Annotated in this window: 22 protein-coding genes and 1 tRNA gene; 13 read left to right on the plus strand and 10 right to left on the minus strand. The window is 67.3% G+C overall.

Annotated elements, in window-relative coordinates:
• The first annotated feature begins 26 nt into the window (after positions 1-26).
• The 6 genes from IEV64_RS05605 to ftsY all read left to right on the plus strand — a co-directional run bounded on the left by IEV64_RS05605 (position 27) and on the right by ftsY (position 3,243).
• Positions 27-179, plus strand: a complete 153-nt coding sequence (locus tag IEV64_RS05605; protein WP_004045214.1) for a 50S ribosomal protein L39e — start codon at positions 27-29, stop codon at positions 177-179.
• A 3-nt stretch (positions 180-182) separates the two neighbouring features.
• Complete coding sequence (locus tag IEV64_RS05610) at positions 183-461, plus strand: 50S ribosomal protein L31e (protein WP_004045216.1); 279 nt, start codon at positions 183-185, stop codon at positions 459-461.
• A 3-nt stretch (positions 462-464) separates the two neighbouring features.
• Complete coding sequence (locus IEV64_RS05615; RefSeq protein WP_007275894.1) at positions 465-1,130, plus strand: translation initiation factor IF-6; 666 nt, start codon at positions 465-467, stop codon at positions 1,128-1,130.
• Positions 1,131-1,211: 81 nt separating this feature from the next.
• Positions 1,212-1,388 carry a 50S ribosomal protein L18Ae gene (gene rpl18a / locus IEV64_RS05620; protein WP_007275895.1) on the plus strand — a complete coding sequence of 59 codons (177 nt, stop codon included), beginning with the start codon at positions 1,212-1,214 and terminating at the stop codon, positions 1,386-1,388.
• Positions 1,388-1,858, plus strand: a complete 471-nt coding sequence (gene pfdA / locus IEV64_RS05625; RefSeq protein WP_007275896.1) for a prefoldin subunit alpha — start codon at positions 1,388-1,390, stop codon at positions 1,856-1,858. The genes rpl18a and pfdA overlap by 1 nt, the downstream gene beginning before the upstream one ends.
• A 26-nt stretch (positions 1,859-1,884) precedes the next feature.
• Positions 1,885-3,243 (plus strand): signal recognition particle-docking protein FtsY, encoded by a 1,359-nt coding sequence (gene ftsY, locus IEV64_RS05630; protein WP_007275897.1) that lies wholly within the window; start codon positions 1,885-1,887, stop codon positions 3,241-3,243.
• A 35-nt stretch (positions 3,244-3,278) separates the two neighbouring features.
• On the opposite strand, the gene IEV64_RS05635 is transcribed toward ftsY, so the two are convergent.
• Together IEV64_RS05635 and IEV64_RS05640 are read right to left on the minus strand one after the other, a co-directional pair.
• On the minus strand, positions 3,279-3,896 hold the full coding sequence (locus tag IEV64_RS05635) for a LysE family translocator (protein ID WP_188423397.1): 618 nt from the start codon (positions 3,894-3,896) through the stop codon (positions 3,279-3,281).
• A 33-nt stretch (positions 3,897-3,929) separates the two neighbouring features.
• The gene (locus IEV64_RS05640; RefSeq protein ID WP_007275899.1) at positions 3,930-4,904 is read right to left on the minus strand and encodes a D-2-hydroxyacid dehydrogenase; all 975 of its coding nucleotides are present in this window, start codon (positions 4,902-4,904) and stop codon (positions 3,930-3,932) included.
• A gap of 90 nt (positions 4,905-4,994) precedes the next feature.
• On the opposite strand from IEV64_RS05640, the gene IEV64_RS05645 reads away from it, so the two are divergent.
• From IEV64_RS05645 to IEV64_RS05660, 4 genes are all read left to right on the plus strand, one after another.
• On the plus strand, positions 4,995-6,389 hold the full coding sequence (locus tag IEV64_RS05645) for a signal recognition particle protein Srp54 (protein ID WP_007275900.1): 1,395 nt from the start codon (positions 4,995-4,997) through the stop codon (positions 6,387-6,389).
• 101 nt (positions 6,390-6,490) lie between these two features.
• On the plus strand, positions 6,491-7,072 hold the full coding sequence (locus IEV64_RS05650) for a magnesium transporter (protein ID WP_188423398.1): 582 nt from the start codon (positions 6,491-6,493) through the stop codon (positions 7,070-7,072).
• Entirely contained in the window at positions 7,073-7,633 is a 561-nt protein-coding gene (locus tag IEV64_RS05655) for a magnesium transporter (RefSeq protein WP_004968883.1), read from the plus strand.
• A gap of 77 nt (positions 7,634-7,710) precedes the next feature.
• Positions 7,711-8,742, plus strand: a complete 1,032-nt coding sequence (locus IEV64_RS05660; RefSeq protein ID WP_188423399.1) for a nucleoside recognition protein — start codon at positions 7,711-7,713, stop codon at positions 8,740-8,742.
• Positions 8,743-8,784: 42 nt separating this feature from the next.
• On the opposite strand, the gene IEV64_RS05665 is transcribed toward IEV64_RS05660, so the two are convergent.
• Both IEV64_RS05665 and IEV64_RS05670 read right to left on the minus strand, forming a co-directional pair.
• Positions 8,785-9,201 (minus strand): RNA-binding domain-containing protein, encoded by a 417-nt coding sequence (locus IEV64_RS05665; RefSeq protein ID WP_188423400.1) that lies wholly within the window; start codon positions 9,199-9,201, stop codon positions 8,785-8,787.
• Between the two features lie 2 nt (positions 9,202-9,203).
• Positions 9,204-9,773 carry an AAA family ATPase gene (locus IEV64_RS05670; RefSeq protein ID WP_188423401.1) on the minus strand — a complete coding sequence of 190 codons (570 nt, stop codon included), beginning with the start codon at positions 9,771-9,773 and terminating at the stop codon, positions 9,204-9,206.
• Between the two features lie 128 nt (positions 9,774-9,901).
• Here IEV64_RS05670 and IEV64_RS05675 point away from each other — a divergent pair, with 128 nt between their 5' ends.
• Both IEV64_RS05675 and IEV64_RS05680 read left to right on the plus strand, forming a co-directional pair.
• Positions 9,902-10,279, plus strand: coding sequence for a YccF domain-containing protein (locus tag IEV64_RS05675; RefSeq protein WP_007275905.1), 378 nt, complete (start codon positions 9,902-9,904; stop codon positions 10,277-10,279).
• A gap of 43 nt (positions 10,280-10,322) precedes the next feature.
• Positions 10,323-10,396 (plus strand) — tRNA-Arg (locus IEV64_RS05680).
• Positions 10,397-10,778: 382 nt separating this feature from the next.
• Here IEV64_RS05680 and IEV64_RS05685 read toward each other — a convergent pair.
• The 5 genes from IEV64_RS05685 to eif1A form a co-directional block, all read right to left on the minus strand.
• Positions 10,779-11,192: a hypothetical protein gene (locus IEV64_RS05685; protein WP_188423402.1), complete on the minus strand. Its 414-nt coding sequence runs from the start codon at positions 11,190-11,192 to the stop codon at positions 10,779-10,781.
• Between the two features lie 310 nt (positions 11,193-11,502).
• Positions 11,503-13,155: a thermosome subunit alpha gene (thsA, locus tag IEV64_RS05690; RefSeq protein WP_007275581.1), complete on the minus strand. Its 1,653-nt coding sequence runs from the start codon at positions 13,153-13,155 to the stop codon at positions 11,503-11,505.
• Positions 13,156-13,403: 248 nt separating this feature from the next.
• Positions 13,404-13,946, minus strand: a complete 543-nt coding sequence (locus tag IEV64_RS05695; protein ID WP_004968892.1) for a KH domain-containing protein — start codon at positions 13,944-13,946, stop codon at positions 13,404-13,406.
• 108 nt (positions 13,947-14,054) lie between these two features.
• Positions 14,055-14,918 carry a serine/threonine-protein kinase Rio1 gene (rio1, locus tag IEV64_RS05700; RefSeq protein WP_007275579.1) on the minus strand — a complete coding sequence of 288 codons (864 nt, stop codon included), beginning with the start codon at positions 14,916-14,918 and terminating at the stop codon, positions 14,055-14,057.
• Between the two features lie 90 nt (positions 14,919-15,008).
• Positions 15,009-15,299 (minus strand): translation initiation factor eIF-1A, encoded by a 291-nt coding sequence (eif1A, locus tag IEV64_RS05705; RefSeq protein WP_004045248.1) that lies wholly within the window; start codon positions 15,297-15,299, stop codon positions 15,009-15,011.
• A gap of 105 nt (positions 15,300-15,404) precedes the next feature.
• On the opposite strand from eif1A, the gene IEV64_RS05710 reads away from it, so the two are divergent.
• Positions 15,405-15,584, plus strand: coding sequence for a DUF7470 family protein (locus tag IEV64_RS05710; protein WP_004045249.1), 180 nt, complete (start codon positions 15,405-15,407; stop codon positions 15,582-15,584).
• 13 nt (positions 15,585-15,597) lie between these two features.
• Here IEV64_RS05710 and IEV64_RS05715 read toward each other — a convergent pair whose 3' ends face one another.
• On the minus strand, positions 15,598-16,584 hold the full coding sequence (locus IEV64_RS05715) for a tyrosine--tRNA ligase (protein ID WP_007275578.1): 987 nt from the start codon (positions 16,582-16,584) through the stop codon (positions 15,598-15,600).
• Between the last annotated feature and the right edge of the window lie 10 nt (positions 16,585-16,594).

Below are 16,594 nucleotides of genomic sequence, written 5' to 3' on the forward strand. Positions count from 1 at the left end.
GCGGAGGATGGAAAGTACAGCCCACTATGGGTAAGAAGTCGAAGTCTAAGAAGAAGCGTCTGGCGAAGCTCGAACGCCAGAACAGTCGCGTCCCCGCGTGGGTCATGCTCAAGACGGACATGGAAGTCACGCGAAACCCCAAGCGTCGCAACTGGCGGCGGAGCAACACGGACGAGTAAGCAATGAGCGCAAACGACTTCGAGGAGCGCGTCGTCACCGTCCCGCTCCGAGACGTGCAGGCGGTTCCGGCACACGAACGCGCGGGTCGCTCGATGACGCTCATCCGCGAGCACCTCGCCAAGCACTTCAAGGTCGACGCCGAGAACGTGCGTCTCGACACGCAGATCAACGAGGACATCTGGGCGCACGGTCGGCAGAGCCCGCCGAGCAAGTTCCGCGTCCGCGCCGCGCGTTTCGACGAGGACGGCGAGTCGGTCGTCGAAGCGGAACCGGCCGAGTAAACGGTGCTTCGCGCCTCCTTCGCCGGTTCGTCCTACATCGGCGTCTTCGCTCGCGCGACCGACGACGCGCTGTTGGTCCGCCCGGACGCCGACGACTCGCTCGCCGAGCAGATGGCCGAGGAACTCGACGTGCCGCTGGTCAAGACGACCGTCGGCGGGTCGGGAACGGTCGGTGCGTTAGCGACTGGTAACGAGAACGGACTTCTCGTGTCGAGCCGCGCGACGTCTCGCGAGAAGGAGGCCCTCACCGACGCCGTGGACCTCCCGGTCTACGAGCTACCCGGTCGCATCAACGCCGCCGGCAACGTCGTTCTCGCGAACGACTACGGCGCGTACGTCCACGCGGACCTCTCCGACGAGGCCGTCGCGGCTGTCGAGGAGGCCCTGGAGGTCCCCGTCGAACGCGGCGACCTCGCCGACGTTCGAACCGTCGGGATGGCGGCCGTCGCCAACAACCGCGGCGTCCTCTGTCACCCGAAGTCGCGCGAACCCGAACTCGAAGCGCTCGAAGCGCTCCTCGACGTTCGCGCCGACATCGGCACCATCAACTACGGCGGCCCGCTCGTCGGCTCCGGCCTCGTCGCCAACGACGAGGGCTACATCGTCGGCGAGGACACGACCGGCCCGGAACTGGGTCGCATCGAAGACGCCCTCGATTACATCGACTGAGGGCTCCGCGTCCCCCCGTTTTTCGCTTCAGTTTCGCTCCGAGTAGGAAGACCTTTCCCGCTCGCCACCCGACCGACGTGCATGAGCCAGTTCATTATCACGGGCAGCTTCACGAGCCGTGGCGTCGTCCACGAGTTCACGAAGACCGTGGAAGCACCGAACGAGAACGTCGCACAGGAACGCGCCTTTTCGCTCATCGGGAGCGAGCACGGAATCAAGCGCACGAAGGTCGAGCTCAACGAGGTGTCCGCGGCATGATGGGTGGCGGTCAGCAGCAACTCCAACAGCTCTCCCAGGAACTGCAGGCCATCGACGAGGAGATCGAATCCCTCGAAAGCGAGGTCTCCGACCTGAACACCGAGAAGAACGAGATCGACGAGGCCGTCGAGGCCATCGAGACGCTCGAAACGGGCTCGACGGTGCAGGTCCCCCTCGGCGGCGACGCGTATCTCCGCGCCGAAGTTCAGGACATCGACGAAATCGTCGTCTCCCTCGGCGCGAACTACGCCGCCGAGCAAGAACAGAGCACGGCCATCGAGACCCTGCGACGCAAGCAGGACGCGCTCGACGAGGAAATCGCGAGCGTTCGCGGCCAGATCGAGGAGCTCGAAGAGGAGAGCGACGAGATCGAAGAGCAGGCGATGCAGGCCCAACAGCAGATGCAGCAACAGCAGATGCAACAGATGCAACAGATGCAGGGCGAGGGCGGCGACGGCGACGACGAGTAAGGTAACCCCAACCTCCTACTATTCAGATGTTCGACGGACTGAAGAAGAAACTCAACCGCTTCCGTAACGACGTTGAAGAGACCGCCGAAGAGAAGGCCGAGGCGGCCGCCGACGAGGCCGAAGCCGACGCCGACGCGGAAGCGGAATCAGCACCAGCAGGCGCAGAACACGCGGCGGTCGAACCCGAGGCGTCCGAACCCGCAGACGTCGACTCGGAGTCGGACGCCGTCGGCGACGCGGACGCCGGGTCCGAAGCCGACGCGGTCGGTGACGCTCCCGCGGACGCCGCGTCGGCGTCTGCGGCGGTCGAATCCGAATCCGACTCCGAAGCCGCGGCGACCCCGGAGCCGGATTCCGAGGTCGACGCCGATACCGATACCGACGCCGACGCGGGCGACGGGCCGGCGGCCGACGAGGCCGAACCGCGCGAGTCGCTCGCCTCCGACGCCGCGAAGGCGGCGCTGACCGAGGAGGACGACGACGATTCGTCCGGTCCGGGTCGGCTCCGCCGCGCCGCCGCGTTCGCCACGGGGAAGGTCGTCATCGAGGAAGAAGACCTCGAAGACCCCCTCTGGGAGCTCGAGATGGCGCTCCTCCAGAGCGACGTCGAGATGCAGGTCGCAGAGGAGATTCTCGAAACCATCCGCGAGAAGCTCATCGGCGAGACGCGAAAGCAGGTCCAGAGCACCGGCCAGCTCGTCTCCGAGGCGCTCCACGACGCGCTGTACGAGGTCATCAGCGTCGGGCAGTTCGACTTCGACCAGCGCATCGCCGAGGCAGACAAGCCGGTCACGCTCATCTTCACCGGCATCAACGGCGTCGGGAAGACGACGACCATCGCCAAGCTCGCCCGCTACTTCGAAAAGCAGGGCTACTCGACGGTGCTCGCCAACGGCGACACCTACCGCGCCGGCGCGAACGAGCAGATCCGCGAGCACGCGGAGGCGCTCGGCAAGAAGCTCATCGCCCACGAGCAGGGCGGCGACCCGGCGGCGGTCATCTACGACGGCGTCGAGTACGCCGAGGCCCACGACATCGACATCGTCCTCGGCGACACGGCCGGTCGGCTCCACACTTCCAACGACCTGATGGCGCAGTTGGAGAAGATAGACCGCGTCGTCGGCCCCGACCTCACGCTCTTCGTCGACGAGGCGGTCGCCGGGCAGGACGCGGTCGAACGCGCCCGGCAGTTCAACGACGCGGCCGCCATCGACGGCGCGATTCTGACGAAGGCCGACGCCGACTCCAACGGCGGCGCGGCCATCTCCATCGCGTACGTGACGGGCAAGCCCATCTTGTTCCTCGGCGTGGGGCAGGGCTACGACCACATCGAGAAGTTCGACCCCGAGCAGATGGTCAACCGCCTGCTCGGCGAAGACGAGTAATCGTACTCGGTCCGTCGTTCTTTCTCTCGGCCGCCTCACTCCAGTACGAGCACGACCCCGAGAAGAAGCATCGTCCCCGCGCCGACGTAGTTCAGCGCGCTCGCGACCCGCGTCTCCGCGAGCCGCGACCCGAGTCGGTCCGCGCCGAGCGCGACGCCCGAGAGGTACAGCGCCGTGAGGGCGGCGTAGGTCGCGCCCAGACTCGCCATTCGGACCCCGGACCCCGCGCCCTGTCCGGCGAACCCGGGGAGGAACGCGAGGAAGAACAGCGCGACCTTCGGGTTGAGGGCGTTGACGAGGACGCCACGGCGAAAGCTCGCCCCGCGTTCGGTCTCGACCGCGGGGTCGAACTCGTCGTTTCGGAGGGCGGCGACGCCGAGGTAGCCCAGATACGCCGCACCGACGTACTTGAGCGCCGCGGCGGCCTCGGGGACGGCCCGGAAGAGCGCCGCCGCACCGACCGTCGCCAGAAGCGTGTGAAACAGGACGCCCGTGGCGATGCCGAACGCCGACCGGACGCCCGGCCCGCGACCGTCGAGGCCGCGGGCGAGGACGTACATCGTGTCGGGGCCGGGCGCGAGGATGAGCGCGACCGCCGCCCCGCAGAACGCGAGGTAGGTCGCGACGTCGAGTCCGAACGCGAGCGTCGTCATCGCGCGAGCCTACGATTCGTCGCGGGAAGTAGCTCAGGGGTTCGGACTCGGAACCACCTGATTGCGGAGCGCGGGCGTCTCGTCCTCGGGTTCTGCCGCCAGTCGCTCGACGTTCTCCGCGAGGATGTCGGCGACGCGCGTCCAGTAGTGCGGCGTGTGGCCGGAGACGTGCGGGGTGATGTAGACGTTCTCGAACCCCCAAAGCGGGTGGTCCTCGGGGAGCGGTTCGGGCTCCGTCACGTCGAGCGCGGCGGCGCGGAGGCGGTTGTCCCGAAGGTTCGAAACGAGCGCGTCGGTGTCGACGACCCCGCCGCGCGCGACGTTGACGAGGACGGCGTGTGTGGGAAGCGCCTCCAGCGCCCGGCTGTCGATGAGTCCGCGCGTCTCGTCGGTCAGCGGGCACGCGACCACGAGGAAGTCGGTGCGGACGAGCGCCGGTTCGAGGTCGTCGAACCCGAGCACTTCGTCGGTCGGACCGCCCTTCTCGGGCGTGTAGCGGACGCCGACGGTCTCGACGCCGAACGCGTCGAGTCGCTCGACGACCGCCCGCCCGATGGCACCGAGGCCGACCACGGTGGCCGTCGACCCCTGCAACTCGCCGTACGACTGGAAGCGCCGCCACTCGCGGCGTCGCTGGCGGCGGAGCCCCTCGTCCAGTCGGCGGGTAATCATGAGGAGCCAGCCGAGGACGTGTTCGGCGATGTTGGGGCCGTGGACGCCGGAGGCGTTGGTGACGACGACGCCGCGCTCCCGGAGCGCTTCCAACGGGAGATGGTCGTAGCCGGCGGTCGCGCCGGCGAACAGTCTGAGTTCGTCGGCCGCGTCGAGCACGTCGTCGGGGAGCGACGTGCCGGTGATAACGGTCGCGTCGCGCGCGGCGTCGAGCGTTTCGGCGCTCGTCTTCGGGTGGCGCACGGTCGCGTCGGGCAGGCGCTCGCGGAGGGCCGCGGCGTACTCCGACGCCGGGATTCCGTGCGTGGGGCGGTCGAGGACGAGAATCGTGGTCATCGAGTGCGCTGTCGGCCCCCGAGCCGATAGGTGTTGGCCCCGAACGCGACGGATAAAGCCTTTACCGACGCGACGGCGTAGGAAGGCACAATGGTACTCGACAATCTCGGGAGTTCCCTCCGCGGCAGTCTCGATAAACTGCGGGGGAAGTCCCGCCTCGACGAGGACGACGTCCAGGAGATCGTCAAGGAGATTCAACGCTCCTTGCTCTCCGCCGACGTCGACGTCAGCCTCGTCATGGACCTCTCGGACTCCATCAAGACCCGCGCGCTGGAAGAAGAGCCGCCGGGCGGCACGAACGCCCGCGACCACGTCCTGAAAATCGTCTACGAGGAACTCGTCGACCTCATCGGCGAATCGACGGAGATTCCGCTCGAATCGCAGACCATCATGCTCGCCGGTCTCCAGGGGTCGGGGAAGACGACCACCTCCGCCAAGATGGCGTGGTGGTTCTCGAAGAAGGGGCTTCGCCCCGCGGTCATCCAGACCGACACCTTCCGCCCCGGCGCGTACGACCAGGCCAAGCAGATGTGCGAGCGCGCCGAGGTCGACTTCTACGGCGACCCCGACTGCGACGACCCGGTCCAAATCGCCCGCGAGGGCCTCGAAGCGACCGAGGACGCCGACGTGCACATCGTCGACACGGCCGGCCGCCACGCGCTCGAAGACGATCTCATCGACGAAATCGAGGAGATTGAGGGCGTCGTCCAGCCCGACCTGAACCTGCTCGTCCTCGACGCGGCAATCGGGCAGGGGGCGAAAGAACAGGCCCAGCAGTTCGACGAGTCCATCGGCATCGGCGGCGTCGTCATCACCAAGCTCGACGGGACGGCGAAGGGCGGCGGCGCTCTGACCGCTGTCAACGAGACCGACTCGTCTATCGCCTTCCTCGGCATGGGCGAGACGGTCCAGGACATCGAGCGCTTCGAGCCGAACGGCTTCATCTCCCGCCTGCTCGGGATGGGCGACCTGAAACAGCTCTCCGAGCGCGTCGAACGCGCCATGTCCGAGACCCAGGCCGAAGACGAGGACTGGGACCCCGAGGAGATGATGAAGGGGAACTTCACCCTCAAGGACATGCAAAAACAGATGGAGGCGATGGACAAGATGGGACCGCTCGACCAGGTGCTCGACATGATTCCGGGCTTCGGCGGCGGCATCAAAGACCAGCTTCCGGACGACGCGATGGACGTGACGAAAGACCGGATGCGCGCGTTCGAGGTCATCATGGACTCGATGACCGAAGCGGAACTGGAGAACCCGCGGAAGGTCGGCGCGTCCCGCGTCAAGCGCATCGCGCAGGGGTCGGGACAGGACGAAGAGACGATACAGGAACTGCTCGAACAGCACCGCATGATGGAACAGACCATCAAGCAGTTCCAGAACATGGGCGACGGCGACATGCAACGGATGATGAAGAAGCTCCAGAACCAGGGCGGCGGCGGTGGCGGCATGGGCGGTCTCGGCGGCATGGGCCCGTTCTGAACCACCGCGCGATTTTCTCGCCGCGTTTTCTGCGCTCGCCCGCGCGAGTGCCTCGCCGCGATACCGCCGACTTTTAACGCTCGGGTCCGTCGCACCCCACAATGACCGTGCGAGACGTGGCGGTCGAGGCCTACAAGGAAGCCTTGCCCGCGCTCGCGGCCAGCCTCGTCGGCGGCCTCATCGCCGGCGTCGTCCTCGGGGGCATGCGGGCCGAACTCCGGGCGGTGCCGGGGCTTCTCGTGCTCGTTCCCGCCCTCCTGGCGACCCGCGGGAACGTCTACGGCTCGCTCGGCGCTCGCATCGCCACCGCGCTCCATCAGGGGCTCATCGAACCCCGGGTCACCGGCGGCGACGAGCGCCTCCGGGCGGCCGCGACGGCCGCGCTCGCAAACGGCGTGCTCACGAGCACGTTCGCCGCCGTCGTCGCGTTCTTCCTCCTCACGTTCCTCGGCAGTCGGGTCGCGCCGCTCCCGATTCTCGTCGGCGTCGCCATCGTCGCCGGCCTGCTGTCCGGCATCGTCCTGACCGTCGTCGTCGTCAGCGTCGTCTTCGCGGGCTACCGCCGCGGGCGCAATCCCGACACCATCGTCGGCCCGGTCGTGACGACCACCGGCGACGTGTTCGGCGTCCTCTTTCTGCTCATCGCCGTCAGAACCGTCCTCGCCATCGCGGGGGTGTTCTGAGTGCCGACCGAGTGGACCGTCCGCGCCATCACGCGGGCGATGCTCCCGGTGTTGCTCGTGCTCACGCTCGTCGAACTCGGAAGCGGTCTCGTCCTCGGGAGCTTCGAGGCGCAACTGCTCCGCTACCCGTCGCTTCTCGTGCTCGTCCCCGTCACCATCGGGACCGCGGGGAACCTCGGGAGCGTCCTCGCGGCGCGCCTTTCCACGTCGTTCCACCTCGGGACGCTCTCGTTTTCGCCCCGCGACGACGAACTCGCGGGCAACGCCGTCGCCACGGTCGCCCTCGCGGTGACGGTGTTTCCCGTCATCGGCGCGGGCGCGTGGGTCGCCACGCTCCTCGTCTCCGGCGACACGTCGCTTGCCCTGCAGAAGGTCGTCCTCATCGCGCTGTCGAGCGGGATTTCGCTGGCCGTCCTCGCGGTCGCCGTGACGTTTTCTGCGACCTACGTCGCCTACCGGTTCGGCCTCGACCCCGACGACGTGGTCATCCCCGTCGTCACCAACGTCTGCGACGTGCTGGGCGTCGTCGTCCTGTTCGGAGTCGCGCAGGTGCTCGTCTGACTCGACGTTCGAACCGTCTCCCGCCGACCGCCCCGCCGACCGACGCCGATTAGTTCGCTCGGCACCGACCCTCGGTCGTGCAGTCGTCGGCCGTCCTCCCGGTGCTGTTCGAGGTGCTCCCGCGAGTCGCGCGCATCGCCGCCTACATCGCCGTGGGCGTCTTCGCCGCGAACCTCGTCGTCGCCTTCGGCCTCGTCGAGCGCATCGCCGGCCTCTCGCGGTATCTGACGAGTCCCGCGAACCTCCCCGACGAGGTAGGTACGGCCATCGTCACCACCGCCGCCTCGACGACGGCGGGCTACGGGATGCTCGCGGAGTTCCGCGAGTCGGGCGTCCTCGACGACCGGGCGACCCTCGTCGCCGTCACCATCAACACGTTCTTCGGCTTCGTCCAGCACATCTTCACGTTCTACTGGCCGGTGCTCATCCCCATCCTCGGCCGCGAGGTCGGCTTCATGTACGTCGGCGCGCGGGCGGCCATCGCGCTCGCCATCACCGCGACCGGCGTCGTCGCCGGCGCGGTCCTCCTCTCGGACCGAAACACGACCCCCGTCGCGGTCGCCGAGACCGACGGCTCGGGCGGCGCGGTCGATGCGGCCGCCGCGGACGGTGCGGGCGGTGGCGACGCGGCCGACTCCAGCGACGCGGCCGACACCGACGACACGCTCCGCGAGACGGTCGAAGACGCCGCTCGGAGCACGTGGGACAAGCTTCGGCGCATCGTTCCGCGGTTGGCCGTCGTTTACGTGGCCGTCACGCTCCTCCTGCGGACGACCGACCTCGAATCGTTCGCGGCGCTCGCCAGTCCGCTGACGAACCTCGTCGGCCTGCCGGGCGCGGCCGTCCCCGTCGTCGTCGCCTTCGCGTTCGACACGACGACCGGCGCGGCGACCATCGCGCCGGCCGTCGGCGAGACGTTCACGCCGAAGCAGGCCGTGGCGACGATGCTCATCGGCGGCATCATCTCCTTTGCCGTCTCGACGTTCAAGCGGTCGATACCCTTCCAGTACGGCATCTGGGGCCCCGAGTTCGGGTCGAAGGTGATCGCCGTCAACACGGGGCTGAAAATCGTCTTCATCGGCGTCGCGGTGGCGTTGCTCGTCGCCTGAGTAGCGAGAAACGGCCCAGCCGCCGCAGTCCAGTCGACCGATTCAGCGGCCGTTCGGGTCCACCGGCCGCCCGTCTTCGGTCGGCGGCGCGATGTAGTCGATGACCTCGTCGATGGAGGGGTCGCGGACGGTCACGTGCACGCCGATGTCGCCGAGTTCGTCGGGGTTGCCGACCGAGAAGTTGACGACGCCCTTGAACGCGGCCTGCTTTTTCAGCGCGAACGAAAAGCCGTCGTCGTCGCGGCGCTTTGCGAACTCCCGGCGGGCGGTGTCGAGGATGGCCTGCTCGTGGAGGCGCTCGGAGAACCGCTCCAGTTCGTGGGTCTCGCCGACGAGTTTGCCCGGTTCGTGGTCGAGTTCGACGCCGGGGAAGATGTTCTCGACGGCGTCGCCGACGCGGTCGGTGACCTCGGTGTCGCGGACGGGCACCTCGATGCGGACGTCGACGCTGTAAATCATGCTCACGCGTCGGCCTCCGCGAGCGCTTCCGGCCCCTCTTCGAACAGTCGGGTGATGGTCTCGCGGTACTCGGTCAGCGTGCCGGTGTTCTGGATGACCACGTCGGCGCGGTCCATCGCGTCGCCCATGCCGAAGTCGAGTTCGCGGCGCTCGCGCTTTTTCAGCGCCTCCACGTCGGTGTCGCTGTCGTCGCGGTCGCGGTCGAGCAGGCGCTCGGCGCGCGTCTCGAACGGCGCTTCGACGCTCACGAGGACGAAGTCGTCGCCGAACGCCTCGCGGAAGCGGTCGAGTTCGACGCCCGACCGAAGCCCGTCGACGACCACCACGTCGTTCGATTCGAGGAGGTCTTCGACCATCGGCAGGGACCGCGCGGCGATGGCGTCGTCGCCCTCCTCCTCGCGGAGCGCGGTCGCTATCTTCCCGTGGTCCGTCGCGGGGTCGAGGCCGCGCTCGCGACACTCCTCGCGGATGACGTCGCCCATCGTCACGACGGGCACGCCCGCGTTGCGGGCCACCTCGGCGAGTTCGCCCTTGCCGCTTCCCGGCAGGCCGACCGTCCCGATGACTCTCATAGCCGGTGTTACCGCGTTGGCGCTGTTAAAGCCTCCCTTCACGTCGCTCCGGGTGGCGGGTTTCGCCTCCCTTCCCCCACATCCGGCCCGACCCCGTCGCTTTTCGCCCCGGACCGCGTACTACGCCCATGTCTCAGCGCTCGTTCGTCGTCCGCGCGCTCTGGTTCGTGTTCGTCGGCTGGTGGGCGACGCCCGCCGTCGTCAACGTCGCGTGGTTCCTGAACGCCACCGTCATCGGCATCCCACTTGGCGTCGCGCTCATCAACCTCGTTCCGACGGTGCTCTCGTTGAAGGAGCCGAAAACCCGGCTCGACCCCGACTCGGGTCGCGGCCAGCGGTCACTCGTCGTTCGCGCCGTCTACTTCGTGTTCGTCGGCTGGTGGCTGAGCTGGCTCTGGGCGAACGTGGCGGTGCTGTTCACGCTCACCATCATCGGCCTCCCGGTCGGCATCTGGATGCTCAACCGGCTCCCGGCGGTCACGTCGCTGTACCGATTCGACGGGTAGAACCCGATTCGTTTTTCTTGCAGGGACGGTTTGTGGGCATCGAGGGCGCGTAGCTCAGTCGGACAGAGCGTCGGACTTCTAATCCGATGGTCGCGGGTTCGAATCCCGTCGCGCTCGCTCGTCGCCTTCGGCTCCTCGCTCGCGCGACTGACTCCCGTTCGCTTCGCTCACGGGAGTCCCGTCGCGCTCTGTTACTGTGATAGACCGCCGAGCGGTAGCGAGGCGTGTCGGAACGCCACGCGCGGGATTCGAATCCCGTCGCAAACGCTTCGAGTTTGCTCAATCCCGTCGCGCTCTTTTGGTGCTGTGGCTCGCGCTCTTTTCGTTGCGGTTCTCAGACGACCGCCAACTCTCGCCCGCAGTCGGGGCACTCGTCGTCGACGATGGTCACCGGCGCGTCGCAGTCCGGACAGAACTCGCGGTAACACGCTCTCTCGCCCATGCCGCTAGCTCGTTCGGCGAGGGAGATGAACGTTGGGTGGCACTCTCGGCGCGCCCGTCACTCGTCGGCGACGTCTTTTCCCGGGTCGGCGAAGTTCGCGCCGAGTTCGGCACCGTAGCGACGGGCGTAGACGCCGGGGACCGCGAGCAGGTCGCTCGGCGCGCCGGATTCGACGACGACGCCGCCGTCGGCGACGTGGACGCGGTCGGCGTCGCGGACGGCCGCCGCGCTGTCGGTCGCCACGACGAGCGGGGCGTCGGGCCGCCGCATCGCGGCGAAGGTGGCGCGGAGATTCGATGGGGAGGTGCTGTGCGGCGCGCGGATGAGCGGGGAAACACCGGGGTGGAGCGCGCTCGCGAGCGCCGCCGCCTCGGAAAGACGGGGCGCGACGACGGCCAGAAACGGCGGTCGACTCGCGGGCGTGGTCGCGTCCGAGTCGGCGTCGGACGCCGGGCTCTCGGGTGGGGACATACGATGTGTGATTCGCTGTCACGGGAGATAAGTATGGAGCCGCACACCCGCGTTTCACGAACTGTATCGACCGTTTTATGATGATTTGTCAACTTCCGTTGCGAATCAGTTGTCGATATGCTCACCGTCTCGCGGCGTCAGATACCGGCGCGTCGCGGGCGCTCGATTAACGGCGTCCCAACCGGCGCGCGAGTGGTGAAAGCGGACGCTAACGGGCGTGAATCCGAAAAAAGTCGTGAATTCGGCCGAGCGATTCGAGTCGATGCGAAGTCAGGGTGTGTGTGAGTGGTGTAGGCCTATCTGGGGGTGCTCACATCGCACCGCCCATGCCGCCCATGCCGCCCATGCCACCCATGCCGCCGCCCATGCCGCCGGGCGCGCCGCCTTCGTCGTCGTCGCCGCCGGTCTGGCCACCGGAGAGGTCGCCAGCCGCGATGACGTCGTCGATGCGGAGAATCATGACTGCGGCTTCGGTCGCGGACTCGATAGCCTGGGTCTTGACGCGGAGGGGCTCCACGACGCCCTCCTGTTCCATGTCGATGACCTCGCCCGTGTAGGCGTCGAGGCCGGCGGCGAACTCGCCGCCGTCGTGGCGCGAGCGCAGGTCGACGAGGGAGTCGATGGGGTCGAGACCGGCGTTCTCGGCGAGGGTGCGCGGGATGATGTCCAGCGCCTCGGCGAACGCCTCGACGGCGAGCTGTTCGCGGCCGCCGACGGAGTCGGCGAACTCGCGGAGTTGCAGGGAGAGCTCCGTCTCGGGAGCGCCGCCGCCGGGGAGGACCTTCCCGTCTTCGAGCGTCGTGCGGACGACGCCGAGGGAGTCCTCGATGGCGCGCTCGAGCTCGTCGACGACGTGCTCCGTGCCGCCGCGGAGGATGAGCGTGACGGACTTCGCGTCCTCGACGTCCTCGACGAAGATGCGCTCGTCGCCGCCGACGTCCTTCTGTCCGACGGAGCCGGCGAAGCCGAGGTCGTCGGCCTCGATGTCGTCGAGACTGCTGACGACGCGGCCGCCCGTCGCGCGGGCGAGACGCTTGAGGTCGGAGGACTTGGCGCGGCGGACCGCGAGGATGCCCTCCTTGGCGAGGTAGTGCTGGGCCATGTCGTCGATGCCGTCACCGACGAAGACGGCGTCGGCGCCGACCTCGACGAGCTTGTCGACCATCTCTTTCAGCTGTTTTTCTTCCTGGTCGAGGAACTGCTGAAGCTGGTCGGGGTCCGTGACGTTGACTTCCGCGTCGATTTCGGTCTCGCGGACTTCCAGCGCGTCGTCGAGGATGGCGATGTTCGCGTCCTCGACGGCGTAGGGCATGTTCTCGTCGACGCGCTCTTTGTCGACGATGACGCCCTCGACGAGTTCGGAGTTGTCGATGGTGCCGCCGACGACCTTCTCGATGGAGACGTTGTCCGTGTCGATGCCGCCTTCGTCCTTGACGGCCAGCACGGCGTTGACGACGAGTTCGGCGAGCAGGTCCTTCGCGGACTCCGCGCCCTTCCCGGTCATCGCCGTCGCGGCGATCTTCTGGAGGGTCTCGCGGTCGTCCTCAGTGACCTCGATGGCGTTGTCTTCGAGGACTTCCTTGGCCTTCTCGGCGGCCTGGCGGTAGCCCTGCGCGACGGTCGTCGCGTGGACGTCCGATTCGAGGAGGTCCTCGGCCTGGTCGAGGAGTTCGCCGGCGATGATGACGGCCGTCGTCGTGCCGTCTCCGACCTCGTCCTCCTGGGTCTCGGAGACTTCGACGATCATGTTGGCCGCGGGGTGGTCGATGTCCATCTCCTTGAGGATGGTGACGCCGTCGTTCGTGACGACGACCTGCCCGCCGGAGTCGACGAGCATCTTGTCCATCCCCTTGGGGCCGAGCGTCGTGCGTACGGCCTCTGCGACGGCCTTCCCGGCCGTGATGTTCATCGACTGCGCATCCTGTCCGGATGTGCGCTGAGAGTCCTCGCCCAGAATGATCATGGGCTGACCCTGTTGCATTCGCTGGCTCATAGTCATCGCCTGATTGTTTGTGATTCTATAAAAAAGCTTCGTTTATTGGTATGGCAAAACGCAACACGGTGGGGTGGTCGTTCCCCGGCGACGGCGGTCGATTTTGCGGGTTTATCCCCGGTTTCCGGCGGGTCGCCTCGCCAGTCTCGGAGCGGGTGCGGTGAAAATACGATGCGGGCGAGTGCCGTGTCGGCGGTGGACTCGTCGGCGGTGGCGTCTCAGTCGTTCTGCCGGACGTTGAAGCCCTGGGTCAGTTCGTTGTGCTTCCGTTCGAGGAAGGAGTACACCGCGCCGTGGGGCGCGCCGTCGAGAATCATCTCGACGGCACGGCGGACGGCTTCGACCTCCTCGGGCTGGCCGATGATGCCGAGCGTCGAGCCGTAGATGACCACCTCGGCACCCGTCAGCTCCTCCATGAGTTCGCGGGTGCGGCCGTTCTCGCCGATGAGGCGGCCCTTCTGCCGCCGCATGTCGTTTTTGTTTCGGGTGTGCCGGTCGATATCGATGAGTTCGAACATCATCATGTCGTCGTCGAGGAGCGCCATCGCGTCCTCCGGGGCGAAGCCGCGGCCGACCGCTCGGACCACGTCGGGAGCGACCATGCCGAGTACGGGGTCGCCGACGCTGTCGATGGCGACGCTTCCGTTCTCCGAGTCCACGTCGAGTCGGACTTCCGCGCGACTCTCTATCTCTCGGAGCGTCGAGCCACCTTCGCCGATGAGAACACCGATACGGTCCTGCGGCACCTTGACGTGCTGCATATCACCCGATACCCGTCGGAGTGGTTTAAGCGTTCGCTCGACGACTCGCCGCGTGTCTCGGTCGCACACCCGCCTTGCGCCGGGTTCGCGTTTCTCCCCGGTTCCGGCTCAGTCTTTGTCCTCGTCTTCCTCGGCCGTGACGAACTCGTACAGCGAGTCGCCGTCGGCGTCGGCCCCCTGCCGCCGGAAGAAGTTGGCCACGTTGCGGCAGTCCCGCCGGAGGAACTCCTCGGCGTTGGGGTGGTGGACCGTGACGGCCTGTCCGAGGTCGATGACGACGAGCTCGCCGTCGTGGATGATGAGGTTGTACTCCGAGAGGTCGCCGTGGACGAGGCCGGCGCGGTGGAGTCGGCGCATGTACTCGCGGACGACCTCGTAGGCGGTCTGTGGGTTCTCGACGCGCACTTCCGAGAGCCGTCGCGCCCGGTCGTCGACGACGCCGACGAGTTCCATCACGAGGACGTTCCGCTGGACCGCGATGGGCTTCGGCACGCGAACGCCGGCGCGCTGGGCGCGTTCGAGGTTGGCGTACTCCTTTCTGACCCACGCGCGGACGACCTGCCCCTTGTCGTGGCCGATGTTCTCGAAGCGCGGGTCGCCTTCGAGGTAGTCGCGCATGTGCCGGAAGTCGGAGGCGTTGATGCGGTATATCTTGACCGCCACGTCGGTGTCGTCCTCGCCGAGCGCCTCGAAGACGTTGGCCTCCTTTCCGGTCGAAATCGGGCCGCCGAACGCGTCGATGTACCCGTCTTGGACGAGTTTGTAGATGGCGGCGAAGGTCGCGTCGTCGAACACCGACTGCTCGACTTTGAACTGGTCGGCGTCCTTCAACCGCATCCGGAACTCGTCGAAGTCGCGGTCCTTGCGGCGCGCGATGCGGTCCGCCTCGTCGTCGGAGACGTCTATCTCCTCCCACTCGTCGCCGAACGCCTCGCCCTCCTGGGGTTCGACCATGCCGAACTCGTCAGTCATTGGACTAGGGCTACGAGAGGCGAGATGAAAAGGGCACAGGCTCTGCGTTCGGTGTCGGTCGGGGAACAATCAGGCGCGGTCTCGAACGCGTTACTGGATGTGGCCTTCGCGCCGGAGCTGGTCGGCCTCGGACTTCTCGTAGCGCCAGGACACGTCGGCCTTCTCGTCCTGCCAGTCCCACGGTTCGACGAGCACCACGTCGTCCTCTCGAATCCAGATACGCTTTTGCATCCGTCCGGGAATGCGAGCGGTCCGCTCGACGCCGTCGGCACAGCGGACGCGAATACGATTGGCCCCGAGCATGTTCGTCACGACGGCGAACACTTCGTCGTCGTTCGGCATTCGAAGGTCTCGGCGGCTCTCGTTCTCGTCGTCGCTCATGCGCGAGCGTTCGACGTGGGCATGGTTAAATCCGCCGACGTTCGGCCGGTAGGAAGCGTCCGACGGAACGACGCGTTTAGGGCGGTCCCGAAACGCCGTCGTGATATGCTCGACAAACTCGGTACGAAAGGCATCGCCGGCGTCGTCTCTCTGCTCTTGGGTATCGGTATCGTCGCCTCTCAGGCCCCCGTCGTCGCGGCGGGCCTCGCGTTCGTCGTCGCCGGTCTCGGCCTCGTCGCCGGCGGCCTCGCCGAGGGCGTCATGAAGATGTTCGGGATGGCCTGAGAAAGCGTCGCGGTTACTCCGCTATCTTCGCGCGACCCGGTTCGATGAGTTCGTCGAGGTAGTCGGCGAGCGCGCCCTTCGCGTCGGCCGGGTGGAGTTCGCCGGATTCGAGGTCGGCCTCCAGCGTCTCGTAGTCGTCGTATTCGAGGTTCCCGCCGTACTGCTCGGGGCGCTCGACGACGACGCGCTCGAAGCGCGGGAAGACGTGGTACTCGAAAATCTGGAGGACGGGGTTCTCGCGTTCCTCGCCCTCGTCGGTCGGGTCGGGGTCGGCCGTCGGCGGGCAGAACGCGCCGTTGACCTTGTCTTCGATGTCCTCGGTGGTGTCCTCCATCGAGATGGTGACGCCGGCCGAGGAGGACATCTTGCCGATGCCCGTCCCGAGGTCCGCGATGAGCGGCGTGTGCATGCAGGTCGGCGACTCCTCGCCGATGCTCGGGAGCGTGTCGCGGGCGAGCATGTGGACCTTGCGCTGTTCCATCCCGCCGATGGCGAGGTCAACGTCGAGGTAGACGATGTCGAGCGCCTGCATAATCGGGTAGACCGCCTGCGCGACGGTGACGCCGTCGCCGCTTTTGATTTCGGCCATGGCGCGCTCGGCGCGCGAGAGCGTCGTCTCCAGTTCGAGCGCGTGCAGGTCGAGGACGTAGCTCTCGTCGAGCTGGTACTCCGAGCCGAGGACGAACTCCGTCTGGCTCTCGTCGAGCCCGTAGGCGATGAACTGCGCTTTCATCCGCTCGGCCGTCTCGCGAATCTCCTCGAAAGTGCCCTTGCCGTTGAGGTAGGCGTGTACGTCCGCGAGGAGCACGACTACCTCGAAGCCCGCCGCTTGGAGGTCGATGAGCTTGTTGGCGGTGAGCATGTGACCGATGTGGAGGACGCCGGAGGGCTCGTAGCCCACGTACGCTCGCTTGCCCTCGGGGTCGTCGGCCAGCGCGCGCACTTCGTCCTCCGTGACCACTTCGGAGGCGTTCCGAGTGATCAGGTCGTATGCGTCCATATCTGTTCGG

Source organism: Haloferax sulfurifontis (assembly GCF_014635105.1).
GTDB lineage: Archaea > Halobacteriota > Halobacteria > Halobacteriales > Haloferacaceae > Haloferax > Haloferax denitrificans.